Here is a 24,244-nt window from a genome sequence, read left to right as displayed (position 1 = left end):
ATTCCTCCCATCGGATTGCTTTATTCCGTTTTTTCCAGCTGCCAGATATACCGGTCATGACGGAAAATCAAACAGGTAACAATGCCTAAAATAGCTATTATCAAAAACAAAAGTGCCGCGCCGCTGCCCTTGCCGCTGCCAAACAGCTGAACCAAAAGCCCCTCTGACTGTGCGGCCATAAATGGTTCAAATACCCAATCTACCAGATAACCACCCAGAAAATAACCTAACGGTATCGTAAAGAACTGAAGCGTATTGCGGGCTGAATATACTCGGCCTTGAATCGCGGCGGGAATGGATGAGCGCAGCACAACATCGAGATTGGTGTTCATGATAGGAATGCAGATCCAGCCTAAGATTGCTCCCAAACACCACATCCACGGTTCAGTTCCCAGCGCCAAAATCAGATTTTCACTCATCATTGAAAACAGCAATGTATTGCAGATGACAGCAATCCGGCTTTTCGGCGGTTTACTAAATAACAAATATACACTGCCAGCCAGATTCGCCAAGCCGCAGCAAGCATTCACCAAACCCAAAACAGTTTCACCGCCGCCCTTTCTTGACAGCAGCAAAGCAGGCAGCGCCGCTTGATACATCGATGCAGCCAGATTGATCATTGCCAGAAATAAAATCAAATCTAAGATACCCCGATGCGTTTTCAGAAAAAGCAGACCCTGCTTCGTACTCTGCCAAAAAGTTTCAGCCGCTTCATGCTTTGTTGATTCTAAGGCTGGTATTTGGATCAAAAAGATCAAGGTAAGCCAAGCCGTCATAAAGGTAATCAGATCGAAAGCAATCACTGCCCGCAATCCTAAAAACGCATAAAGACTAGAAGCAATTACCGGCACCAGAACCGTAATCAACGAATCAGAAAAGCTGCGCAGACTGCTTACTTGCTGATACAATTCACGCGGTGTCAGCAAGGTAATTGTCACATCACTGGCTGGCTGCTGCAGCGCATTCATGATGCCATTGACAGAATTGACAACATACAGATGCCACAGCTGTAACTGATGGGTATTTAATAAGTATAAGACAACAATTGTTGTTAATGCTGCCATTCCATCACATAAAAGCATGGTAACCTTTTTATTCCATTTATCGCTTAATGTCCCGGCAAAAATACTAAGCAGCACATAGGGCGCGTAAGTACAGACTGATAAGAAAGAAGTCAGCAAGGCACTGCCATGCTGTTCATATGACCACAAAATAAGCGCAAATCCAGTCATTGAACTGCCTAATGATGAAAATGACTGCGTACTCCATAATAAAAGAAATATGTGTAATTGTTTTATAATTTGTTTAAAGTTTTTCATTTGACTTTGCTCCTTTTTAATAATGATTAAAGTGCAAAGCCCCTAGCGGATACTTAATTTATACTCTCCATGCATTGATATCCGCATTTAGGCGATGCACGGAGCAGCTGCAATAGTTAGTTTCATAAAATGATCCTTTCCTCAAATTGTATGATAGCTTTATTATACAGGCAGCTTGTTAGTAAGTAAACAAAATAAAAGCATGCGAAACGCACACCTTGTTTTTGATTTAGTCCGCTGCTTGAAACCAATGCTCTGTATCAGATGCATGATAATGAACAGCTAATTCAGTAATTGAATAAGTAAGCACATCATTTTTATAAAAGGGTTCCTGATGGTAAAATGTCTGAACCGCTTGTAATGTTTCAGCTTTCACTACGGTTACTGAAGCGCTCATATCACTCTTTAAAGAAGAAAAAAGAACTTGCCCTGCTTTCATTAATGTTTCCGTATAAGCTTGATGTGCCTGCATCAGCGAATCCGTCATTTTTTCTGGATGCGTTACGATTCCTTCTACCAAGAAATATTTCATTTTCATTCCTCCGGCTTCTATCACGATGCTCTTATTTTATCACAGAACCATATGTCAAGCCACTAAAGCGCCCAAAAGAAAAGCGCGATAACGCGCTTTTACCCTTTCATTGCCAGCTTATTGGTTATTAATGTTTTAAGTCCAAGACTTTCACCTTTAAGCGCTTTTTTAACACTCTCGGCAGCTGCCTTTGCGCGGGCTTCAACATCATCCCATAACGATCCTTCAATCAATGTATCATTGATGAAATTGCGGACAGCCTGACTGTCTTCCCCGCTGATCAAATAAATATTTATGCCATTTTCACGGCCGGCCGCTGAAATCGCGTCAGCAGCACCTAAAGCCAATGCTTCACTTTCAGCAAAAACCACATCTAAGCCATCACCATAGCGCTTCAATAAACGAGCAGCGGCTTCCTTGCCTTTTTCACGATCGTTTTCACTCACCGCAGCTTCAAGGATTTCGGCCCGCACCCCTTTAGCAGCCACCGCGCTCAGCATGGCATTTTGATTCTCAATGCTTAATTCACTGACTGAAAGAATGGCCGCTGAAACCTGATCATCACCGTTGATGTTGCCGGTATTAGGCAGCGATGCGACGATCTCACCCTGCAGCACATAGTTTTTCTGAATATCCGGGCCGATATACGTTGATTTATCCGCATAGGCGTTGAGTATTTCATCACCCGGATCGTTTTCAATATAAATTAACGGCAAGCCAGCCGCCTGAAGCTTTTCCATAATCGGCTGCGCGGCAGCAATATCAACAAGCTCAATGATAACCGCAGCACAGCTCTCTTTCAGCATCGTATCAACCGCCGTATTCTGAGCCGCCTGATCCTTGCTGACATTATAGAAGCTCAATTCCGTTGGCAAAGTGTCAGCCAATTCAGCAAACGCAGCTTTCAGTTCAATCTCGACCAAAGTTTCTGCCTTAGCATCCTCACGATTGATTGAAGCGCATACCTTAGTTTTATTCTTCACTGTTTCTTGACTTGGCGCTTCCTTCTTGGTACAGCCGCCCATGCCGGCCAGCAGCAGCAAGGCCAACAGTGCTTTTTCTAACTTTTTCATGATGTCCTCCTCTTAATGACTCGCATCAGCATGACTATTATACCATTTTCTTGAGTCATTGGGACATGAGGGTCTGTCTTTAATCAAGCACCTGACAGCCGCCGATATTTCTTACCTTTAAGATATAGCAGCTGCCTTCACCAAACAGATGCTCCATCGCATTATAATAGGTCTCTACATCTTCATTCTTAACAAAGGCCTGAATCGTACCGGCAAAACCGCCGCCGTGAACACGCCATGCGCCCTTACCCTCAAGCAGATGATCAGAAACCGCAAGCGCCACGGATACCGGCTGATTATTAGCCTCAAAATTCGCATAAATATTCTGCAGATACATCGCTGAGCTGCGGCCGCTTGCCTTAATCAAATCAATAAAGGCATTAATATCACCCGCATGCAGTGCCTTTTTCAGTTCATCAACCCGTTTATTTTCCGCAAACAGGTGAATCGCTCTCAGAATTGGACGGTCGCCAAGCTGCTTCCGCAATTCAGGCAGGGCCGCATAAAATTCATCCTCAGAGCACTGACTTAACACTTCATGACCCATCGCTTTTGCCACAGCCTTCATTTCCGCCGGCACAGCCGCATATTCATCGGTCAGATTCGCATGATCACCGCGCGTATCCGTAATACACAAATTATAACCCGTCTTAGAAAAATCAAAATCCAGTTTTTCTACGATCGGATGCTGATTATCAAAGAAATCAATGGCGATAAAACCACCGACTGAACATGCACACTGATCCATTAAACCACATGGTTTCATAAAATAATTATTCTCCGCATACTGCGCAGTCTGAGCAATCAATACTGGATCAATAGCTCCCTCATTATATAAATAGGAGAGAATGGTTCCCATCAATACCTCAAATGCCGCTGAGGAGGATAAACCTGAACCGCTTAAAACATTGGAAGTCATGACTGCATTAAAACCGCCGATTTGATAGTTCAACGCCTTTAAACGAGCTGCCACGCCGCGGATCAAGCTTTCTGATCGGCCAGCCTCATTTGGCTGTACCGCCAGTACCTTAAGATCCACCGGGGCAATCTCGAAGCCTGATGAATAAACTTGAATCACATCATCATCGCGCTTTGACACAACTGCGATTGCATCCAGATTAATGGAAGCCGCCAGCACTTTACCAAACTGATGATCCGTATGATTGCCGCTGACCTCACTTCTGCCCGGTGCTGAATAGATTGCCGCTTCTTCATCGCCATATAAAGTCTCATAACGATGGAGCAGCTGCACATAACGCTGCTTTTGATTTGTCAGTCCCGCATCATCACAAAGATAAATTTCTCTTAAACGCTCATCATGCATTCCATTTAAAATTTCATTTTTTAATACGCTGATTTTTTTCATTTTATTTCACCTCAAATGTACATGTTGTTTCCTGATAATATTCTTCATTCGCTCTTAACAATGAAGGCTGACCCTCACGATTGATTGCATCCGGCATCTGCTGGCATTCAATTGCCACACCGCCGCGGTAATTATAAATTGAATCGCCTTTGCCGTGTTCTTCATTAAACCAGTTAGCTGTATAAATCTGCGCGCCGTTCTGGGTTGAAGAAAAAGTGATCTGCCGGCCGGAATGCTCTTCCCGAAGTAAGACCTGATCGTGATCATCATTAAAAATGAAGTGATGGTCATAGCCACAGCCATTTTTCAGCTGGATATCCTCATCATAGATCCGCTCCCCGATTGGATGCGGCATTCTGAAATCAAAGGGTGTCCCGCTGACATCAAGGATTTCACCGCCCAAGCCATCACTGTCACAGCCTACAAAACGGTCTGCCTTAATCTGCAGCAGATGGGCGCCGATATCGCCGCTGCCCTCACCGCACAGATTATAATAAGTGTGATTAGTGATGTTGCAAACCGTATCCTTGTCACTGATTGCGCGGTATACGATTTTCAGCTGACTGCCGCTTAATGTATAGATTACCTTCAGCGTCAGATTGCCTGGATATCCCTCTTCCATATCTTTGGAAACATAGGTCAAACACAGACTGTCATTTTCAATCGCGGCATCAAAAAACTTCGATGAAAAATTATCAATACCGCCATGCAGATGATTAGGCCCGTTATTAATGGCTGTCTGATAATCGACGCCGTTGATTGTAAACTTACCTTTTGCTATGCGGTTTGCACAGCGGCCAACGGTTGCACCGTAATAAATATTGCCCTTGTCCTTCAGATAACCATCCAAATCATCAAAACCTAAAACGATATCATCAACCTTCCCCTGGCGATCCTTCATTAAGATCGCTGTAATAGCGGCGCCGTAGTTGGTGATTTTGACACACAACTCATCATTTTTCAGAATAAACAGCTTCGCTTCATGCTGGGGCGAACTAAAATCTTCAATCTTTATTTCGCTCATAAACACCTCCGTCTAAAACACTATTAAAGCGTTTTCATATAGTACAAGTATACCATTACAGCCCCTGCTTTTAAAGAGAGCCAATTATCAAAAATCTTTGATAACCATAGAATTTCCATATAATAAATAAAGATAATCTATATTTTGAATAGATTATCCATATTTTTAATTAAATTTTATGATGTTGATGAGATTTTATATCAAAACTAAACAATTATTCAGACAAACAGTAAATCTGATAGCAGTCCTCTTCATAGAGCTTCATGAATTCACCCTCATGATCGCGGTTAACCATGATTTTCTGAGCCATTTCTCTAAATCTTGAATGATCGATATGCAGCTGTGAACAGCGGATCGGCAAACCTAATTCAGTAAAGAAGCGCTCAAGACGATGAATGCCTTCAAGAATGATTCTTTCCTCCTGTTCCGCTGAAAATTCTACATCCCATACCCGCTGCGCAAATTGCACAAAGCGTTTTGGATTCTGTTTATAAACATATTTCATCCATGCCGGGAAAGTAATCGCTAATCCCTCGCCATGATAGATATCATAAATGGCACCTAATTCATGTTCCAGATCATGACTTGCCCAATCACCAAGGCGGCCGGTATTTAATAAGCCATTATGGGCGATGGTTCCCACCCACGCTATTTCAGCCCGGATATTATAATCAGTTGGATACTTGATAGCCAGCGGCGCGTAGTTGATTACCGTTTTCATGCTTGCCTCCAGCATCCGATCAGTGAAATCAACATTTTCAGTGGGTGTGAAATAACGCTCCATCAGATGAGCCAGAATATCAGCACAGCCGCAGGCAATCTGATAAGGCGGCAGTGAATAATGCGTCTTTGGATTGATGATTGAAAACTTAGGGATCATGCAGTCAGCAGCCATGGAACGCTTAAAATGAGTGGCTTCATTAGTTACTACCGAGCTGCGCGAGCTTTCTGAACCGGTAGCCGGAATTGTTAATACCGTACCTAGCGGCAGCGCTTTTTCAGGGCCGCGTTTAAACATATAATAATCTTCCCATAAATCTTCATCTTCATTTAGCAATACACCTGCCGCAATGCCTTTCGCAGAATCGATGACACTGCCGCCGCCGACAGCTAAAATAAAATCGACACCTTCACGCTTACATAATGCGATGCCTTCCTGAATGAGTGAATAACGCGGATTCGGCACCACCCCGCCAAGCTCAACAAAAGGCAGATCATTCGCTTTCAAAGAAGCGATAATCGTATCATAGACACCGTTTTTCTTAATTGAACCGCCGCCGTAATGCAGCAATACCTTATGTCCATCATATTTTCTGATCCATTCGCCTGCTGTTTTTTCCTGATCCTTGCCAAAAATGATTTTAGCTGGGTTATAGAATACAAAATTATCCATAAATTGCCTCCTTTGCTTACAGAAACAGTATACCCCGAGAAATATCCCGGGGCAAACTTATTTACCTAATTTCTTTAATACTTCAAAAATCGTATCCAGCTCGCCTTTATTTTTCAAAGGCCGCGGATCAATCGCGATTGAACCGATATTAGCCTGATAATCGCGGGTATAGATTGCCGGATCATGAGCCTGCAGCTGTTTCACCAGCGCTTTGGCATTCATGCCGTATTCAGCCTCGCTGACATTGATCTTACTGCGATAAATAGCGCGTCCTGCTTCATCTTGAATAATCGAAGCTGTGATTCCCTTAATGGTATTGCAGCTTTCCGTGAATGCTTTTAAATCTTCATAAGTAACCGTTGGCACATAACCGTGATTGCGCTGATAGATTTCAATCGCCTTCACCAAGCCCATCGTATTTTCCTTGCCGATTTTCATAACCCGGCCAATACCCTTGTATTGAAGCCGCATATTCGCCGCATCTTTACTGTGCGCGCAGGCGACAAAGCCGCTGGTCGGTCCGGATAATGCTTTAGCACCTGAATAGCAGACAAAATCAGCGCCCATCTGTACATACTTAGACAGATCCTCTTCCGCCGCCGCGTCGACAATACATGGAATATTAAGCTGATTGGCAGCTTTAATAACCGTCTGCACATCAACCATATCCTTTTGAACACAGTGATGACTCTTCACAAAGAAAATCGCACACGTATTCTCATTAACGGCATGCGTAATATCTTCAATTTTCGAACCATTGGCATAACCGACTTCCACAACCTTGCCGCCGCCGATTTCAATCATTGAATCAATCGGCGCGCCAAAATCAACATTATGTCCCTTTAACAAGATAACCTCACGCTTTTTTGTATTCAACACCGTTTCACTAAAACGATGCACCTTCTGCAGATCATCACCGCAGATCAGCGAGGCCACACTCAATGCAATGCCGCTGGAGGCACTGGAAGTAACACAGGCATCTTCACAGCCGATCAGCTCGCCGATACGTTTGCCAGCCCATTCAAGCAATTCATCAATGACTACATAATTGCCAGCCGCCTCAACCAATGTTTTGCCGACCTCTTCACTGACAGTTGAAACACCTAGCTTAGTCATTCTGCCAGAAGCATTGATAACGCCATGTAAACCATTCTCTGTATAGATATTCATTCGTTTCCCTCATTTCTAAAGTAAGAAAGAGGCAGAATTGCCTCTTTGATTTATTTAAGCAAGTTCTTTCACAATGCTCATTAAAGTTTTTACATCTTCGATCCGGGTGCAGCCGCTTTCCTTATCAATAATTGATGTATAAACATGCGGAATGGTCTGCTTGACACCAGCATCTAAAATGATTTGAAGGATTTCCTTAAAGTTATCCAAATCGATACCGCCGGTTGGCTCAAGAATGAAGTCAGCCTGTGCACAAGCCTTTGCTACCGCAATCAGCTCATCTTTACACTTTAAACCGCCCATTGGGAAGAATTTCACGGAATTGCCGCCCATTTCCTTAATCATCGCAATAGCTGTAGCAACCGGTACCAATGCCGGCTCAGCGTCCTTGCTTAACGGCCCGGTAGAAATTTTAACTAAACCCGGTGTGCCGGTAGGTGATACCAGCGCATTGATATGTGAGCAGTCGTCACCGACATTCGCCCGTGTCCAGCCTACGGCTGAGAAAACCTGATTGAAATGATTAGCCTTGATTTCCTTAGCGATTTCAGCAACGGCCCGCCACTGATTCGGGTTGCCGCCGCCAAGCCCTACAGAAAGATTGCCTTCCAGAGCTTCATTGTATTTCTTCATATCCTCGACAGCACTTGGCACATCAGGATAATTCGCTGACAGCACACCGACAACTACATGCTTTTCGGCAGCCGCATAGATTTCCTTCGCGTTTTCCAAATTACCTGCCAGTACATTCAGACATACACGATCGTTATAATAATTGATATTTGACATATTAACCCTCCACAATTTCTTTTAGACGCGCAGCGATGATTTCCTTATCCCCCTTACCCAAAGGTCGGGTATCAAAGGATAAGATTCCCATACTCAGCAAATGCTTGCGGCAGTGAATCGCTGGATTCCCTGAACGCAGCTCAGCATCGATGGTTAAAGCTGACTTATGAGTCAGTGATTCATCAACACTGACCTGAGAACGATAAATCTCACGGCCGGCCTCATCCTGAACCTGTATTGCCGTTAAGCCTTTGATCTGATTGATCTGCTCATTCAGATAAGCAACACTTTCAAGATTCAGCTTAACCTCGGCAGCATGATCTTTATTAAAATAAAGCTCCATTGCCTTTAACAGTCCCATGATGCCTTCCTTACCGATTTTCATCGGTCTGGCAATACCATTATACTGCTTTCTGGCATAATTTATATACTGCTTTTTGCCGGTTACAAAACCGGAAGTCGGCGCTTCAAGTGCTTTAGCACCGCTGTAAATAACAAGATCAGCACCCATCGCAACATATTTGCACATATCCTCTTCGGCTGCCGCGTCAACAATCAGCGGCAGATTATGAGCATGCGCAATTACAATCATTTTCTCAAGACTGAGCATTCCCTTCTGAATACAGTGATGACTTTTGACATAAAGCAATGCCGCTGTTTTATCGCTGATTGCCTCAATCATATCGGTTTCACTGACATCATTAGCCATGCCAACCTCAACAGGCTGACCGCCGCCCAGGCGGATCAGTGAGGTAATCGGCGCGCCGAACTGAACGACATGCCCCTTCATCAGCAAAATCTCATTCGCCAAGCCGCTCGAATCAGGAAGTCTTTCAACAATTGATTTCTTGCCTTTAGAAATAACACCGGCCACACTCATGCAGATTCCCGCTGAAGCACTGGATGTTACCAGACTGGCTTCTGCTTTTGTATAGGCAGCGATAATTTCGCCGGCTTTATCCATTAATTCATCGATAACCACATAAGACTGACCGCCTTCGACAACTGCCCTGGCAACCTCATCACTAAGGGTAGAAACACCAAGTGCTGTCATTCGGCCGGCCGCATTAATCACTCTTGGCAGTCCGATCGTTGAATAAATGCTCATAGCAATTGATCCTATAGGAAGAATGCGCCGAGAATCATAGCGCCAAGGATCGCGCCGCCGGTCATTTCTTTACCTAATTTGTAGAAAATCGCACCGCCGATAATTGAACCGATACCAGCCCAAACATTATACTGACAAGCAGCTACAATAATCATCGGGCCCAAATAACGGCCGGTCGCATTACCAGCACCCATCATGATACTAGTACCGCCAACCGCAACACCATCCGGAACCAGCTTACGAATACCGATGATTACCGCACCTAAGACAAGACCGATCACTGCGCCGGTTACTAATGCGAACAGAATATTGTCAAATGGCATTGTAACACCCATCGATAATAATAATGCCGGAATACCGATACCAACACCTGTCATCAAAGAACCGCCGATATCAAGAATACCTACTAATGGTCCTTCCAGTACACGGGCAATCAAGAAGCCAGCCGCAAAGCCTGCCGCTGCCGCGAAATCACCGCCGTCAAGACCATCTCTGAGCATTTGTACAATCGCGATATCATTAAATGCACCCGTGCCGAATTTAATATACATAAAGGTACCTGCGAAGATTGCCGCCGCAGCTCCCATAATCAATAAAATAAACGTTTCATCTTTCATTAAAAAGGCATCAACCTTTTGTGCAAATGTTTTCTTTTCCATTGATTGTTCCTCCTACAGACCAAGCTTAGCAAAGAAGCCTCTGAAGTATGCGATGGCAATGAACATTACCACAACAATTGCAATCAGAACCTTAACGATGCCGCTCTTATAACCATTTTCTTCAGCTGATTTACCAATCAGGATACCTAATACGATACCTGGCACCGCATTGCCTGATACTAATGCGGAAATACCGCCTAAAATCGTACCCCACATACCTGTGTAACGGCCCGCGTCAATCGCTGCCAGCCAGAAAATAGCAGGCATGACCGGATTCAGCATCCAACCGGTAGCTGGTGTCAATACGTTATTCGCAATCAAAGAAAGCTTTTCTGGAATAATTGTCGCCATCGTATTAAGGAAGGTAACAATTAAGGCGCCGATTACTGAACCAGCCATCATCATTTTGCGCGGATTCTGGATCGTTTCTTCAACATTACGGTTTTTAACCAGCAATGACGCAGCCGCCCAGTTTGGTACAATACGATGGAATACATCCCCTGATAAAGCACCGGCACCTAACGCAGAAGCCGCTGCTGAGAAGAAGAACCCTAACCCGAATGAGAAATGGGCAACCGGGTCTCCGTTACATGCGTTAAATTCTCCCAATGTTCTGAATGCGCCCATCGCCTGAATCTCAGGTGCATGGAACATTCTGGCAGCACCGGCCGCGATACAGCCGCCGCCGATAACACCAATAATTACTGAATAAAGTATAACCTCGACATTCATTTACTTATCCTCCTCTTGGACATCTAAATACTTAACCTTTAATACAATGCGGGCAGTTACCGTGTAATAACGGCGTACTCTTGGCATGAAGATAAACAGGAAAGCTTCCTTCTTTTCTGTGACATCCACCTTGTCAAAATAGACTTCCTGAGTATCCATCTGGATGATCGGCTTGTTGATATCCTGGAATACTTGCTTGCGCATCATATTAAAAATCTTCCCCACCGTATCAACCATACCGTCACCGCTCATTGTCACCGTAACAGTATGATCCATCTCCTTCAGCAGCTGCTCGCTCATGACTACTCTCCGTGTACTTTACGGTATGTTTCCACAAGTCTTTGACCTAAGTCTTCCACATCCATGAAGCCCAGTCCGACTACCTTACAGCCATCTTCAACAGCTGTACAGGCGGCTTCAATTGAACGCAGCTCAGATTTAGCCTTATAGCCATATTTATTTTGAGCTGTCAATGCGCCGGCACCGCCGCTGCCGCAGAAGCTGATCCCTAAATCGGCATTATTTTCATGCATCACATCGCCTAATTTCATATCCGCTGCCATGCCTGGAATAACGATTGCCTTACCGCCTGCCTTTTCAACACCTCTGGCTACCGCCTGACCTTTACCCATACGATGACCGATTACTACTAAAATTTCCTTACTCATTGTTTTTCCCATCCTTTCTGTTTTCGAGATATAATTGAATATGAGTAGCTACTAAAAATAACTCTGATTTATTTACTTCACAGCCATGGCTTTCAAACAAATCCTTTACCAATTCTTCTGAAAGCTGCATCGCCTGTAAAGAAACTCCTTCCATCAGTGAATCATCAAGATCCGGAATAAATTCCTTACTCAAAATACGTTTCGTAAGTGCTACTAAATGATTCGTAAACACCATTTCCGCATTCTCATCACTGAATTCAATCTTTAACTGCTTAAGCTTCTCATCGACCTGCTTCATGCAGCGTACGATTTCTTCGCTTACTTCCGCACTGACATCACTATTGTTCAGTATCGTGTCTAAATACTTCAATTTCATCCCCCCTGCTATAAATCGTATTGACTAAAGTCAGCCGCTGCTTCAGCGTTAATGAATCACCAATCGAATCCACAACCGCTTCATCACAGTCACTCAGCTTCATCACGGATAGATCACCGATAAAGCCTTCTTTCAATTCTCCCAGTCCCTTCAGCTGATAATGTCTAGCCGGAACACTGGTTGCCTTACTGATAACATCTTCAAGCGATTCACCGCAATTCAGCAGTTTTGAAAGTACCGCCGCCAGATTGTATACCGGGCCTTGATAATTCTCCACATGCAGATCGGTTGAAATCAAATCACAGTCAAAGCTCTGCGTCATCGCCTGTTTAAAGGTTTTAAAGCTGAAGCTTGCCACCCCATGTCCAATATCGAAGAGAACCCCGCGTTTGCGCGCGTTCAGCGCTTCCTCAATAATTGTACCGTCAGCATTTAAGATACCGCCCTTTTTGCCATGATAAGCATGAGTCACGATATCACCGGCTTCAAGTACATTCAGCACATCTTTTAAAGCCGGCGGGTAATTGCCGACATGAACCATCAGCGGCAGCTTAACCTCATGAGCGATTTCAGCCGCCAGACGAATCGGTTCAAACCCCATGGCGCCAACCACACTGGCACTGGCTCTGGCCTTCAAACCCACAATGTTATCCGGATACTTAGCAGCCGCCGCCTTCAGCGCTTGCCGATCAATTTTATTCAGATCATCAAGCTCATGCGGTTCAGCCAGCCCCAGCTTAGAGACATTCAGTAAGGTGAAGACCTTTGTTTTGCTGCGGTCAATATACTCACTGCGGAAAGTCTCATAATTCAAAGCGCCGCTGCTGCCGGCATCAAAGATCGTCGTTGCCCCGCGTTTGATACCCAATACATCCGGTTCAATACCCAGTGAACATTGCGGGAAACAATGCACATGAATATCAATCAGACCTGGTGTTACTAAACAGCCGGAAGCATCAATCACCTCTGCGTTTGCCGCTTCAATGTGCGGTGCGATTTTTTCAATCCGGCCATTTTTCAGCAGGATATCCATCACTTCCTGATGATAACCATTGACCGGACTCAGCAGACTGCCATTCTTAATCAGTAGTTCCAACATGTGTCAAACCTCCTTGTTGAATATATAGAGGAAAAACGCGTACCGCTCATGAATCGGAATTGTAATCAATAAGCTTTCCTCAACAAGAGCGAAGAATTTTTCCATTAAATCAAACACATTACTCTGTTCATCGCGGTATTTATAATAAGCCTCAATAATTTCTTCCTCATCTTCTTCATTCTGCTGAGAAAACCAGCGTGGCACTGCCATACTCATATGAATCAGCATACCGAGTACCGCGTCCTGACCCATCGAAACCTCAGGCGGCAGCTTGCTGATATATTCAAGCAAGGTCAGCTGCAGCTTACTGTATAAGGTTGAAGCCGCTGCCAAATCAGTCTTGCTGGGATCTAGCTCATCCTTGTATAAATCAAAAGGATCATTCTTAGCATTAAAGGAAGCTGAATTACTGTGATCCATCGGAATAGAATCAATGAATTTCCCATAATGCAGAAATTCCTGTATCCGCTGAATATCCTCCATCGATAAGATTCGGGAAATCTTAATGACCGGATAAGCCGAATGTGCAATTGGAATCGTTGATATCACAAAATCGATATCCTTCCACAAATTGATGTTGTCAAGCTGATAAGGCGATACCGAACCAACAATTGTCAGATTCTGGAACACATTGCGGATACGCGTTGTCAGCAGGTTGCTTAACCCCTTGCCGGTCGCACAGACAACCAAAACCTTTTTGTTGCTTGCTGTCTGATTGATCAGATTCTTATAAAGATAAATTGCCAGATAGCTGATTTCATTCTCAGAGAGCTTCATCAGAAAATGCTTTTCAAAGATGTCTGCAAAATCATTAGCTAATAAATAAAAATCTGCGTAATTTTCTTTCAATTCATCAATTAAAGGATTCTCATCATTTTCAAGATGCAGATATTCTTTGTTGATCGTATGCTGAAGATGCTCATACAGATCATCATATAAGGTAATCGTATCAAAGACATAAGGCAGATGATGCTTATCTGCTTTCAGCAGCTCAAGCATCTCATCAAGCGCGTGATCCAATTCATTCAGATCCAAACAGCTTTGATTTACAAAGATACCATTAGAATTTAAAATCGTATTCATCCATTGAACTTCCAGCGTATTGATACCGCGGTTGCCAAGCTCCTGAAGCAGCGCCATTGTATAATCACTGCCCGCTGCCTTTTGGTTATTTTGTGTAAAACCCTTGCGCAGCCGCAGATCGCGGATCAGACAATAGCTCAGCAGATTGATAAAAGCTGTATTGGAGAGCCAGACATTATAATGTGTGTTCACCTTTTTGATTGCCTGTGAGACATCGCTGATGGTCAGCATTGAAATCTCTTCCTTAAGGATACGCGGCAGCAGCAAATACCAATCTTCCGGTGTATAGCTGCCTTTAAATGCGCTTACCAATAGCTGTGTCACAATCTTGCGCAGCATGAACTCCTCTGCCTCTAACTGATAGCCATAGGCCTTTTGTGAATTGACGCGGATACCGCTGAAAGCCGCTTCTAAGTTATTCAGAATACGGATTGCAGTTGAACGTGAGATATAGAAGGTATCGGCAATCTCATCAGCGCTGATCGGCTTGCTTTGCAGCATCAGATAAAGCAGCATTGAATTATTCCTTGTTTCATCGGAATCATCCAGCAATGACGGCTCCTCCTGCTGACCATTCTCAGCAATGACACGGCTGGCCTTGGGCTTTTGTTCAGCGGGGATATAAAACCCCTTTTTAGCCTTTGTCCGTACATCAATCCCCTGCTTTTCAAGCGCTTCACGAATCTCATTCAAATCATAGCGAATCGTTCGCTCACTTTTGCCAAAGCGATTCATCAATACCGTTATATCCATCGGTGTGCCAGCAGCAATCAGATTTTTTAATATTTCGATCTGGCGGTTTTTTAATTGAAGCTTCACGTCAGTCATCCCTTCTTTCAATTGCTCCTGTTACATTTTCATTTTAACAGGGATTTATTTTGTTTTAATTCTAACAAATTGCAAAAACATGTAAAGTAACTGCAATTTTGAATTGTTTAAAATTGCAGAAATAATCTGATGAAAGAAAAAATCCGACAGTGAGATGTCGGATCATCATTGATTGGTGCAATTTATAGATTTAATGCATAGCTTTTCAATGATCTTTCATTTACTTGCACGGCGTCTTTTTACCATAACCATCGTGACACATAACCCTACCGCGATGTAGACAAACCAAAAAAGCGGATATGCGATCAATGGCTGTACAAGCTGCGGATACGGGGCGGCATAGCCAATCAAGAGTATATTATAGATAAATGAAAATGGAATCAGCGTCAGCAGCCAGATATTAATCATCCAGAAATTGCAGCTGGCACCAGCTTTTGTAGCTTCTGAAGCGGTAAACATGCCAATTCCATAAACCATGCAGCCAACTGCCATAATAACTAAACCAATGACAATTGAGGTCGCAAGCTGTTCTTCATACCAAACCGCCGCCGACATAATCAAGCCGATAAAATTAAGTACCGTTGCTGTGATCACAAAGATATTGGCATTGGGCAGCTGCTTGCCATTGTCAGCTTCCTCGATGCCCTTGAGTAGATAATCTGTCGTAACTCCAAAATATTCACTCAGCAGGATAATCTTATCTAAATCGGGAATGCTCTGTTCACTTTCCCATTTTGATACTGCCTGCCTTGAAACGCCGAGCTGATCCGCCAAGCCCTCCTGTGAGATGCCCCGCTGCTTTCTTAACTGCTGAATTCGATCGGATAGATTCATAATAAAACTCCTTTCCTGACAAGCTCATCTTATCAAGAATGCTGCTGTCATGAACACCAACCGCGTCTTGAAAGTTGTCAACCAGTGGTTGCGAATGCCTGCCAAAAGCCTTATTTCGTTAAAATCAGCTATTTAAAAGCAGTATTTTTCAATAGCGGCCGCTACACCATCCTCATCATTGCTTAAGGTCAGATCATACGCCCGCTCTTTAACATAAGCTTCCGCGTTACCCATGGCTACTGAATATTTTACTTTAGAAAACATATCGATATCATTTTCACCATCACCTATTACCAGCACTTCATCAACACCGATGTTTTCATCCTTCATCAGTTTTTCAAGACAGCTGCCTTTCGTAATTCCCTTTGGTGAAAATTCGATGGCTCTGGGAACCGGGCGCACTAATTCACAATCCGCAAAGCGCTCACTCAGCTCCGCCATGATGGAAGTGACATATTCTGGCTCACGCATAAAAGTTATTTTATTTAATTCCCTTGGCAGCTGGGCTGCTGAATAAACCCAATGAATATACGGATAACCGTTACGGGTATCGCCTAGCCAGCCCCAGGCGCCGCCCGTCCATGGATAATCATCCGGCAGCTGCAGTTCTTTCCGTTCCTTCTGCTTTTGCGCAAAGACCCAAGGCGTCATAGCCATATAGATCGTATCATCAAGATAACACTGAATCTCACCGCCATATTTTTTCAGTTCATTAAAAACAGCAACGATCTGTTCATGATTTAATCGCTTAAATAAAACCCGTTCATTGCTTTGCAGATGACGGTATGCCATCCCGTTGACCTCGATAAAATAGCCATCATATTTTTTCATATCCAAAGCTTGCGCATAAGGATAAAGCCGGTACTGACTGCGGCCGCTGGCCAGAATCAGCTTGATTCCCTGCTGCTGACATTTCATTAATACCGCCTTATTGCGGCTGCTGATTTGATCCTGACTGTTCAGTAAGGTTCCATCCATATCGGTTACGATCCATTTAATCATTTAATCACGCCTTTCAGTCCTTATTGTATCAGCAAAGTGAAGGGACATGCAAATAATTTATCCAGATCAGGAAGTATGCTGAAGCAATTTAGGATAAGTTAAATCAATCATAAAGGCGCCTAAAGGGGCTGTAATCAGAATCGATAATACCGCGATAGTCAGAATCAGCTCTCCGCATGGCAAACCCATCGCCAGCGGAATTGAGCCAATCGCTGCCTGAACAGTAGCTTTTGGCGTATAGGCAATCATACAGAAAAGACGCTCACGGCCGCTTAGATCACTCTTAAACAGACAGCAGGCCACGCCCAGCATGCGAATTGCCAGCACACAGAATATCAGGAAGACGGCAGGTAAGCCAGCCGCTGCAGCATAATTGATATTTACAGCAGCGCCGACTAAGACAAACAGCATGATTTCTCCGCCTTTCCATAATGTTGAGAAGATGGGCGGCAGTGTTTTGGCATGATGCGGCGAGCATTTTTGAAGAGTGATTCCCATACTCATCACCGCTAATAAGCCCGAAAGCGCCACCCGGCCCTTTAAGCTATTTTCCAATCCACACAGCAGCAATGCCGCGCTCAGGACAAGCAAGACTTGATAGGGCTCAGACTTCACCCATTTTAAAAGCCGTTGTAGCAGCCAGCCGCTCAGACAGCCGATCAGCGCGCCTAAAAGAATAGAGACGGGAATATCGGCAAAGCTGAGCAGCGTCACGGTACCGCCAGCCGCTAAGGATGTGAAAATGGAAAACAATACGATCACAAACACATCATCAACCGAAGCACCAGCCAAAATCAGCTGCGGAATACTCTTCTCACTGCCATAGCCACTTTCCATAAGCTTCAGCATTTTAGGCACAATGACTGCGGGTGAAACAGCGCCGATAACACTGCCCAGCAAGGCTGCTTCAATGACCGTAATATTGAAGATGCGCGGCGCGATCAGCACCATGGCGGCAATTTCAAAGCAGGCAGGCAGAAAACACATCAGAAACGCCGGCCGGCCCACCCTTTTTAAATCATTAATATCTAATGACAGACCCGCTCTCAGCAAAATGATTACCAATGCGAGCTGTCTTAAATCAGCAGAGATGGACAGCAGTGAATCACTGAGCAGACGCAGGCCAAAGGGCCCCAACAATATTCCTGCCAGAAGCATGCCAAATAACGGAGGCAGATGCAGCTTTTCAGCTGCTGAGCCTGCAAATAATCCCACAATAAATAGTAAGGCTAAGCTTGTTAACATAATTAATCCCCTTTCAAAAAAAAGCTGATGATCCACAACAAAAAAGTTGCAGAAGTCATCAGCTTTACGCGGTTTCGGTTTATTCCGAGGGAGAACTTCATTCCCTGTTATTATCATAGCATAAGCAGCTAAATCAAGCAAGCCTTATCAGCAGTTACAGCCCAGCACACTATCAACCGGCAGCGCAAACAAACAGCCGCCGGCCTCACTCTTCAAGCCGCAGGTCTGATTGACTGCTTCCATAATAGCCTGCTTCTTATCCGCCGTACTCAGAATCAAAATCACATCCTTTTCCGCTTGAACCGTCAGTCCCATGAATGACTGACTGGCTTCACTGTCTAATGAGCGAGCATGCAGCAAGGTGCCGCCCTTAGCCCCGGCCTTTCTAGCTTCTGCCATTACTAACTCCTGACAGCCCTTGTTTACAACTGCACAAATTAAAGCATATTTACCTTCTTCCATAGACACTGTCTCCTCGCCATGATTAAGCATGATATTTTTTAAAAATAAACTGCTGATACTGCTCAGCGGCATGGTAAAAATAATCCCGCTGTTTGGTTTTTCAATATGAATTGCCGCCGCGATTGCCTTTTGAAGTGATGCAAGAACATGGGCAGGCGCAAAAGTAAATACCAGCTCTTTTTCCGTTTCTCCCAGACCGAGATAATTCAAATACTCACTGCTGGCGGTGCCTGATGCCATACACGCATAAGAGAAGTACAGCTGATGCTGATGGCAGATACTGCCGATTCGATTGCCCTGATCACGATTAACGATCAGTACCATACATTTTACTGTCGCTTTGCTCATAGTTCAGCCTCCTCAAAATTAATAATCTGGTCATCACCCTCTAAATCAAGCTTAAGCTCACGCTGTTTCAGCTTCATAATCAATCCCAAAAGCTGAATCGTCAGCAGCGGTGTCATCGCTACAAGGGCAACGATACCAAACGCATCGGTTAAAACATTACCGCCAATCGCTTCACAGGCCCCCATCGCAAAAGGCAGCAGAAATGTCGCCGTCATCGGACCGCTGGCAACCCCGCCGCTGTCAAAAGCAATAGCCGTAAAAATTTCCGGTACATAAAAACTCAAAAGCAAAGACAGCGCATAGCCGGGGAGCAGAAAAAACATGATATTGATCCCGCTTAAAATTCTCAGCATCGCAATGCCTAAGGATAAAGCTACACCAATTGACAGAGAAAGCTCCATCGCCCGTGCAGAGATCGTTCCCGCTGAAATTTCAGCCACCTGTTCCTTGAGCACATGAACCGCCGGTTCAGCCTTTACGATAAAATAGCCGATGATCATACCGATCGGTATCAAAATCCACGCATAAGACAGTGTGACAATTTGGGCGCCCAGATAACTGCCCGCCGGCATAAAACCGACATTTACGCCGCATAGAAATAAAACAAGACCAATAAATGTATAAATTGTACCAATGATAATTTTGATTAACTGACGTTTTAAGAAACAGCGGGTCACGCACTGAAACAGGCAGAAGAAGATTAAAATCGGCCCCAGCGCTTTACCTACTTCAAAAATTGTATGCGGTATTTCTGCCATAAAGGTTTTAAAGACATCCTGTGTCGTCTCAACATGAACCATCTCAAAGGGCGTATAACTGACCCCCTCAGGATGATAAAGAATGCCTAATATCAGCACCGCCAAAATAGGACCGATGGAACACAGCGCGACTAAACCAAAGCTTTCTTCCTGTGAATGGGCTTCATCATTGAAGCGAGCCAGTCCGATACCCAATGCCATGATAAAGGGTACGGTAATTGGGCCGGTAGTCACACCGCCGCTGTCAAAAGCAACAGCTAAAAAGCTGTCAGGCGTAAAATAAGCCAAAATGAAGACTGCCGCATATAAAATCAGCAGCATATATTTCAGTTTGAGCTTAAAGATGGTTCTCAGCAATGCCAAAACGAGAAAAATGCCTACACCTGCGGCCACAGTCCAAATCAAAATACGATCCGGAACGGCCGGCACTTGATGTGCTAATACGGTTAAATCCGGTTCAGCGGCCGTAATAATCACACCCATCGCAAAGGTCACAAGAATCATGATCGGCAAGCATCGGCTTTTTACCAATTCACTGCCTGCCCCTTCACCAATCGGCATCATCGACAGCTCCGCTCCCAGCGCAAAGAAACCCATGCCGGCAACCAGCAGTAAAGCCCCTGCCAAAAACATCAGCATCATGCCAAGCGGCAGCGGTGCGATGGTAATACTTAATATAAAGACAATCAAGGTAATCGGAATTACCGAAGCCAATGCTTCATTAATTTTCTGTTTTAACTTTCTCATTCGTCACCTCTTTCCATACTATGTTAGTTTAAGTTAATTATAACATATTTTTCATTTCTTTCTGTAAATAATGATTAAAAATGTCATTCTTAATGATAAAGTAACCAACAAATATTGACAGGCAAATCTGCTTCATGTAAACTTATCTGCATGAAGGTTTTTTGAATAAATCTTACTTGTTCAGGGTGAACATGTACTCATAGTTTTATGGGTACATTTTATATTTTTAGGAGGGATGTTTATGAAAAATACCGTTAATGGGATTACGGAAGGGGTCATTTGGAAACAGCTGCTGATTTTCTTTTTCCCTATCGTCTTAGGTACCTTTTTCCAACAGCTTTACAATACGGTCGATGCGATTATCGTCGGTAATTTTGTCGGCAAGGAAGCCCTTGCGTCTGTGGGCGGTACGACCGGTACACTGATTAACCTAACGGTTGGCTTTTTCGTTGGTCTCTCCTCAGGTGCCGGTGTTGTTTTAGCGCAATACTTCGGTGCTCAGGATCGTGAAAACATTCATCGCTCAGTTCATACTTCTATCGCGTTGGGAATATTGGGCGGTGCTATATTGATGGTTATCGGCATCTTCGGGGCGGAAAGTGCCATGCGGATGATGCAGACACCTGAGGAAATCATGGCTTATTCCTTAACCTATCTGCGGATATATTTTATCGGTGTCATTCCGCAGATGATTTATAATATGGGTTCCGGGCTTTTACGGGCTGTCGGTGATGCCAAACGGCCGCTGTATTATCTGATTGCTGCCTGCGGTGTCAATATCGTTCTGGATTTATTATTCGTTGTAATCTTTCGCTGGGAAGTCATGGGGGTTGCCGTCGCAACCATCCTTTCTCAGCTGGTGAGCGCAATCCTTGTCTCCTATACGCTGATCCGTTCTGATACGCTTTATCAGCTGCATCCGCGCGAAATCCGCTTAAACCCAACCATTTTAAAAGAAATTATCATTATCGGTCTGCCGGCAGGTCTGCAGTCGGTCATGTACGCGATTTCTAATGTTATCATTCAGTCAAGCATTAATGCTTATGGTACAAATTCGATTGCCGCTTGGACGGCTTATGGTAAAATTGACGGCTTATTCTGGATGGTGATGGGTGCTTTTGGCGTAGCTATCACTACCTTTGTCGGTCAAAACTTTGGCGCCCGCAAGCTTGATCGTGTGCATAAGAGTGTAAAAATATCGATACTTATGGCCTCGATAACCGCCATCGCGATTTCATGCCTCTTCTTAAGTACCGGTCAATTCATCTATCGCCTCTTTACCAATGATGCTCAGGTCATTGAAATCGGTATGCAGATACTATGGATTTTAGGCCCCTTTTATGTCTGTTATGTATGCATTGAGCTGCTTTCAGGCGCCATGCGCGGCTGCGGTGAATCCTTTGTACCGATGGTGATGACTGCCTTGGGTATCTGCGGCTTAAGAATTGCTTGGATAGCATATTATATGCCGCAAAACGTATTACTGGATAAGATTCTGCAATGTTATCCTATAACCTGGATCGTGACTTCTATTTTCTTTATCCTCTATTATCTGCAGGGCGGCTGGCTGAAACGCCGTAAATTAAAAGCTGGTATCATTGAATAAGCAAAGGACCCATCAAGGGTCCTTCTTTTACTATTGTCCAATCTTTAAATCAATCGCATGTTTATTTTCCAAGCTCTTGCGGATCGCTTTTAAGATATCGCCATGACCATCCTGCAGACTCATCGTCGCAGAAGATGTCACATCGGCAAGCATATCCTTTTCTTCCTGACTTAACGCTTCATATTTCTTTACGTCTTCATCCTTGGAAGCATTAGCCTGCAATGGACGTCCGTTTAGATCTGAGCAGTATTTCGCAAACCATTCCTCAACCTCATCAACGCTCATGCCGACAAAAATTGATTCATATTTATCCATCTGCTGATACCAATAACCGGTACCCATCACATAACCGTCACCGCGTTCGCGCTTAGTCTTCCAGCCATCAATTTCAGACATAAACAAGTCTTCAGTATTCTCAGTAACACCATCAACCTTGCCGTCATGGTTCTCATCGATATTATAGCTTTGACCCGGATAACCGCTGAAATGCGGCATTGTTTCACCATCATAATTTGGTGTTGCCACTTCCAGCTGATCAATCATCATCGCGGCAATCTTATCATTCTCATCAAATAACGTAGTTACAAATACATCATTAAAGCTGTAAACCTGTACTTCCTGATCATCCTTGCCCGGACCTACACGGCCTGAGTTAGCGACACCAAAGCCTAATCCCTTCGCGCCTTCAATCGTTAAAGGACGGCGGTTCTCATAAGCCTTTTTGATTGCTTTTAAGATATCGCCATGACCATCCTGCAGACTCATCGTCGCAGAAGATGTCACATCGGCAAGCATATCCTTTTCTTCCTGACTTAACGCTTCATATTTCTTTACGTCTTCATCCTTGGAAGCATTAGCCTGCAATGGACGTCCGTTTAGATCTGAGCAGTATTTCGCAAACCATTCCTCAACCTCATCAACGCTCATGCCGACAAAAATTGATTCATATTTATCCATCTGCTGATACCAATAACCGGTACCCATCACATAACCGTCACCGCGTTCGCGCTTAGTCTTCCAGCCATCAATTTCAGACATAAACAAGTCTTCAGTATTCTCAGTAACACCATCAACCTTGCCGTCGTGATTTTCATCGATATTATAGCCGGTCTGGCCTGGATAACCGCTGAAATGCGGCATCGTTTCACCGTCATAATTCGGTGTCGCCACTTCCAGCTGATCAATATGCAATTCTAAGATTTTTCCTTCTTTGTCAAAAATCGCACTTGCATAGACCTGATTAAAGCTGTAAACCTGGACTTCCTGATCATCCTTGCCCGGACCTACACGGCCTGAGCTGGCAACACCAAAGCCCATATCGGCATCAGAAGCCACAACCTCATTGACATCCTTCTTACTCTCTTCAATCGGCCATGGATATGCCTCAGGATCTAACGCGTTATTTACCGCATAAAGGATTCCCTTACTGGAAACGGTCGCACCTGCGATGGTATCCACATCTGTATTACCTGCCTCAACGATTTTCGCCGGCAGCTGTTCAATCGCATTTGATCCAATCCCCTGCGTCTCTTTTTCACCGACTGCTTCTACTTTGGTGATTTTTCCATCCTCAGTTGTTACCGTTACGGTAATTTCACCGCCAAAGCCCTTGCCGGTACCTGTCAGCGTTTTAACTTCCTTCTTCGGCGAACAGGCAGCCGCACTTACGGCCAGCACACCACACAGCAATAATCCTACCACTTTTTTCATAACTTTCTCCTTTTCATCACTTTGTGTTATGTAAGCGTTTAACCTCGTCTTTATTTTCCACTATATAGCTAATATACAGTCAAGAAAATTTTCACAAACAAGCAGAAACTATAATCTACCAAGAAAATGATTTCCTTCAATCCTTCAGGAAATCATGCCATTAAAGATGACACCCAGCTGCCTTTCTCGCGACGCTGTTCCTTCCTGTATTTCAATGTCTCTCTCCTTCTATCTATCGGTATTGGAGTCGCACTCGAGCAAATCCATACAGGAGCTCTTTTTATCAGTTCAATGATTTCCATCAAGTAAACAG

23 protein-coding genes and 1 riboswitch are annotated in these 24,244 nt (G+C 44.2%); of the genes, 1 reads left to right on the top strand and 22 read right to left on the bottom strand.

Going from position 1 to position 24,244, the window contains the following annotated elements; translation table 11 throughout:
* Positions 1-20: 20 nt before the first annotated feature.
* The 21 genes from DWZ33_RS16185 to DWZ33_RS16085 form a co-directional block, all read right to left on the bottom strand.
* Positions 21-1,319 (bottom strand): MFS transporter, encoded by a 1,299-nt coding sequence (locus tag DWZ33_RS16185; RefSeq protein WP_118455912.1) that lies wholly within the window; start codon positions 1,317-1,319, stop codon positions 21-23.
* A 229-nt stretch (positions 1,320-1,548) separates the two neighbouring features.
* Complete coding sequence (locus tag DWZ33_RS16180; RefSeq protein WP_118455910.1) at positions 1,549-1,851, bottom strand: YciI family protein; 303 nt, start codon at positions 1,849-1,851, stop codon at positions 1,549-1,551.
* 98 nt (positions 1,852-1,949) lie between these two features.
* A complete protein-coding gene (locus DWZ33_RS16175) occupies positions 1,950-2,924 on the bottom strand; it encodes a substrate-binding domain-containing protein (RefSeq protein WP_118455908.1) in 975 nt (324 codons plus the stop codon).
* 79 nt (positions 2,925-3,003) lie between these two features.
* A complete protein-coding gene (locus tag DWZ33_RS16170) occupies positions 3,004-4,290 on the bottom strand; it encodes a galactokinase (RefSeq protein ID WP_118455906.1) in 1,287 nt (428 codons plus the stop codon).
* A 1-nt stretch (position 4,291) separates the two neighbouring features.
* On the bottom strand, positions 4,292-5,314 hold the full coding sequence (locus DWZ33_RS16165) for an aldose epimerase family protein (RefSeq protein ID WP_022939520.1): 1,023 nt from the start codon (positions 5,312-5,314) through the stop codon (positions 4,292-4,294).
* Positions 5,315-5,528: 214 nt separating this feature from the next.
* Positions 5,529-6,707: an iron-containing alcohol dehydrogenase gene (locus DWZ33_RS16160; RefSeq protein ID WP_118455904.1), complete on the bottom strand. Its 1,179-nt coding sequence runs from the start codon at positions 6,705-6,707 to the stop codon at positions 5,529-5,531.
* 57 nt (positions 6,708-6,764) lie between these two features.
* Positions 6,765-7,877, bottom strand: coding sequence for a DgaE family pyridoxal phosphate-dependent ammonia lyase (locus tag DWZ33_RS16155; protein ID WP_118455902.1), 1,113 nt, complete (start codon positions 7,875-7,877; stop codon positions 6,765-6,767).
* 54 nt (positions 7,878-7,931) lie between these two features.
* Positions 7,932-8,666: a 2-dehydro-3-deoxy-phosphogluconate aldolase gene (dagF, locus tag DWZ33_RS16150; protein WP_118455900.1), complete on the bottom strand. Its 735-nt coding sequence runs from the start codon at positions 8,664-8,666 to the stop codon at positions 7,932-7,934.
* Between the two features lies 1 nt (position 8,667).
* A complete protein-coding gene (locus DWZ33_RS16145; protein WP_118455898.1) occupies positions 8,668-9,774 on the bottom strand; it encodes a DgaE family pyridoxal phosphate-dependent ammonia lyase in 1,107 nt (368 codons plus the stop codon).
* Positions 9,775-9,785: 11 nt separating this feature from the next.
* Positions 9,786-10,433, bottom strand: coding sequence for a DUF4310 family protein (locus tag DWZ33_RS16140; RefSeq protein ID WP_022939515.1), 648 nt, complete (start codon positions 10,431-10,433; stop codon positions 9,786-9,788).
* 12 nt (positions 10,434-10,445) lie between these two features.
* Positions 10,446-11,165, bottom strand: a complete 720-nt coding sequence (locus DWZ33_RS16135) for a DUF4311 domain-containing protein (protein ID WP_022939514.1) — start codon at positions 11,163-11,165, stop codon at positions 10,446-10,448.
* Positions 11,166-11,465, bottom strand: a complete 300-nt coding sequence (locus DWZ33_RS16130; RefSeq protein WP_022939513.1) for a DUF4312 family protein — start codon at positions 11,463-11,465, stop codon at positions 11,166-11,168.
* Positions 11,466-11,467: 2 nt separating this feature from the next.
* The gene (locus DWZ33_RS16125) at positions 11,468-11,833 is read right to left on the bottom strand and encodes an SFCGS family glycine-rich protein (protein ID WP_022939512.1); all 366 of its coding nucleotides are present in this window, start codon (positions 11,831-11,833) and stop codon (positions 11,468-11,470) included.
* Complete coding sequence (locus DWZ33_RS16120) at positions 11,826-12,203, bottom strand: PRD domain-containing protein (RefSeq protein ID WP_161650567.1); 378 nt, start codon at positions 12,201-12,203, stop codon at positions 11,826-11,828. The genes DWZ33_RS16125 and DWZ33_RS16120 overlap by 8 nt, the downstream gene beginning before the upstream one ends.
* Positions 12,172-13,308, bottom strand: a complete 1,137-nt coding sequence (locus DWZ33_RS16115) for an amidohydrolase/deacetylase family metallohydrolase (protein WP_118455897.1) — start codon at positions 13,306-13,308, stop codon at positions 12,172-12,174. The genes DWZ33_RS16120 and DWZ33_RS16115 overlap by 32 nt, the downstream gene beginning before the upstream one ends.
* Positions 13,309-13,311: 3 nt before the next feature.
* Positions 13,312-15,210: a BglG family transcription antiterminator gene (locus DWZ33_RS16110; protein ID WP_182425795.1), complete on the bottom strand. Its 1,899-nt coding sequence runs from the start codon at positions 15,208-15,210 to the stop codon at positions 13,312-13,314.
* A 225-nt stretch (positions 15,211-15,435) separates the two neighbouring features.
* Positions 15,436-16,053 (bottom strand): helix-turn-helix domain-containing protein, encoded by a 618-nt coding sequence (locus DWZ33_RS16105; RefSeq protein WP_118455893.1) that lies wholly within the window; start codon positions 16,051-16,053, stop codon positions 15,436-15,438.
* Positions 16,054-16,185: 132 nt separating this feature from the next.
* Complete coding sequence (locus tag DWZ33_RS16100; protein WP_118455891.1) at positions 16,186-17,055, bottom strand: HAD family hydrolase; 870 nt, start codon at positions 17,053-17,055, stop codon at positions 16,186-16,188.
* Positions 17,056-17,121: 66 nt separating this feature from the next.
* The gene (locus DWZ33_RS16095) at positions 17,122-18,300 is read right to left on the bottom strand and encodes a cation:proton antiporter (protein WP_118455889.1); all 1,179 of its coding nucleotides are present in this window, start codon (positions 18,298-18,300) and stop codon (positions 17,122-17,124) included.
* Positions 18,301-18,342: 42 nt separating this feature from the next.
* A riboswitch (Fluoride riboswitch) is annotated at positions 18,343-18,414 on the bottom strand.
* 33 nt (positions 18,415-18,447) lie between these two features.
* Complete coding sequence (locus tag DWZ33_RS16090; RefSeq protein ID WP_022939505.1) at positions 18,448-19,110, bottom strand: hypothetical protein; 663 nt, start codon at positions 19,108-19,110, stop codon at positions 18,448-18,450.
* Complete coding sequence (locus DWZ33_RS16085) at positions 19,107-20,615, bottom strand: DUF1538 domain-containing protein (protein ID WP_118455887.1); 1,509 nt, start codon at positions 20,613-20,615, stop codon at positions 19,107-19,109. The genes DWZ33_RS16090 and DWZ33_RS16085 overlap by 4 nt, the downstream gene beginning before the upstream one ends.
* Positions 20,616-20,856: 241 nt before the next feature.
* Between DWZ33_RS16085 and DWZ33_RS16080 the strand changes: the two genes are divergently transcribed.
* Positions 20,857-22,221: an MATE family efflux transporter gene (locus DWZ33_RS16080; RefSeq protein ID WP_022939503.1), complete on the top strand. Its 1,365-nt coding sequence runs from the start codon at positions 20,857-20,859 to the stop codon at positions 22,219-22,221.
* Between the two features lie 30 nt (positions 22,222-22,251).
* Here DWZ33_RS16080 and DWZ33_RS16075 read toward each other — a convergent pair whose 3' ends face one another.
* Positions 22,252-23,931, bottom strand: coding sequence for an FMN-binding protein (locus tag DWZ33_RS16075; RefSeq protein ID WP_118455885.1), 1,680 nt, complete (start codon positions 23,929-23,931; stop codon positions 22,252-22,254).
* Positions 23,932-24,244 lie beyond the last annotated feature (313 nt).

The organism is Dielma fastidiosa, assembly GCF_003475485.1.
Classification (GTDB): Bacteria; Bacillota_I; Bacilli_A; order Erysipelotrichales; family Erysipelotrichaceae; genus Dielma; species Dielma fastidiosa.
This window is presented reverse-complemented; position numbering and strand designations above follow the sequence as displayed.

Excerpts from the sequence above, each read along its gene's own strand:
- DWZ33_RS16095 (WP_118455889.1), bottom strand. The coding sequence starts at position 18,300 with ATGTTAACAAGCTTAGCCTTACTATTTATTGTGGGATTATTTGCAGGC.
- DWZ33_RS16140 (WP_022939515.1), bottom strand. The coding sequence starts at position 10,433 with ATGGAAAAGAAAACATTTGCACAAAAGGTTGATGCCTTTTTAATGAAA.
- DWZ33_RS16155 (WP_118455902.1), bottom strand. The coding sequence starts at position 7,877 with ATGAATATCTATACAGAGAATGGTTTACATGGCGTTATCAATGCTTCT.
- DWZ33_RS16085 (WP_118455887.1), bottom strand. The coding sequence starts at position 20,615 with ATGAGAAAGTTAAAACAGAAAATTAATGAAGCATTGGCTTCGGTAATT.
- DWZ33_RS16080 (WP_022939503.1), top strand. The coding sequence starts at position 20,857 with ATGAAAAATACCGTTAATGGGATTACGGAAGGGGTCATTTGGAAACAG.
- DWZ33_RS16075 (WP_118455885.1), bottom strand. The coding sequence starts at position 23,931 with ATGAAAAAAGTGGTAGGATTATTGCTGTGTGGTGTGCTGGCCGTAAGT.
- DWZ33_RS16175 (WP_118455908.1), bottom strand. The coding sequence starts at position 2,924 with ATGAAAAAGTTAGAAAAAGCACTGTTGGCCTTGCTGCTGCTGGCCGGC.
- DWZ33_RS16165 (WP_022939520.1), bottom strand. The coding sequence starts at position 5,314 with ATGAGCGAAATAAAGATTGAAGATTTTAGTTCGCCCCAGCATGAAGCG.
- DWZ33_RS16125 (WP_022939512.1), bottom strand. The coding sequence starts at position 11,833 with ATGAGTAAGGAAATTTTAGTAGTAATCGGTCATCGTATGGGTAAAGGT.
- dagF (WP_118455900.1), bottom strand. The coding sequence starts at position 8,666 with ATGTCAAATATCAATTATTATAACGATCGTGTATGTCTGAATGTACTG.
- DWZ33_RS16100 (WP_118455891.1), bottom strand. The coding sequence starts at position 17,055 with ATGATTAAATGGATCGTAACCGATATGGATGGAACCTTACTGAACAGT.
- DWZ33_RS16135 (WP_022939514.1), bottom strand. The coding sequence starts at position 11,165 with ATGAATGTCGAGGTTATACTTTATTCAGTAATTATTGGTGTTATCGGC.
- DWZ33_RS16180 (WP_118455910.1), bottom strand. The coding sequence starts at position 1,851 with ATGAAATATTTCTTGGTAGAAGGAATCGTAACGCATCCAGAAAAAATG.
- DWZ33_RS16115 (WP_118455897.1), bottom strand. The coding sequence starts at position 13,308 with ATGTTGGAACTACTGATTAAGAATGGCAGTCTGCTGAGTCCGGTCAAT.
- DWZ33_RS16170 (WP_118455906.1), bottom strand. The coding sequence starts at position 4,290 with ATGAAAAAAATCAGCGTATTAAAAAATGAAATTTTAAATGGAATGCAT.
- DWZ33_RS16090 (WP_022939505.1), bottom strand. The coding sequence starts at position 19,110 with ATGAGCAAAGCGACAGTAAAATGTATGGTACTGATCGTTAATCGTGAT.
- DWZ33_RS16130 (WP_022939513.1), bottom strand. The coding sequence starts at position 11,465 with ATGAGCGAGCAGCTGCTGAAGGAGATGGATCATACTGTTACGGTGACA.
- DWZ33_RS16185 (WP_118455912.1), bottom strand. The coding sequence starts at position 1,319 with ATGAAAAACTTTAAACAAATTATAAAACAATTACACATATTTCTTTTA.
- DWZ33_RS16145 (WP_118455898.1), bottom strand. The coding sequence starts at position 9,774 with ATGAGCATTTATTCAACGATCGGACTGCCAAGAGTGATTAATGCGGCC.
- DWZ33_RS16105 (WP_118455893.1), bottom strand. The coding sequence starts at position 16,053 with ATGAATCTATCCGATCGAATTCAGCAGTTAAGAAAGCAGCGGGGCATC.
- DWZ33_RS16160 (WP_118455904.1), bottom strand. The coding sequence starts at position 6,707 with ATGGATAATTTTGTATTCTATAACCCAGCTAAAATCATTTTTGGCAAG.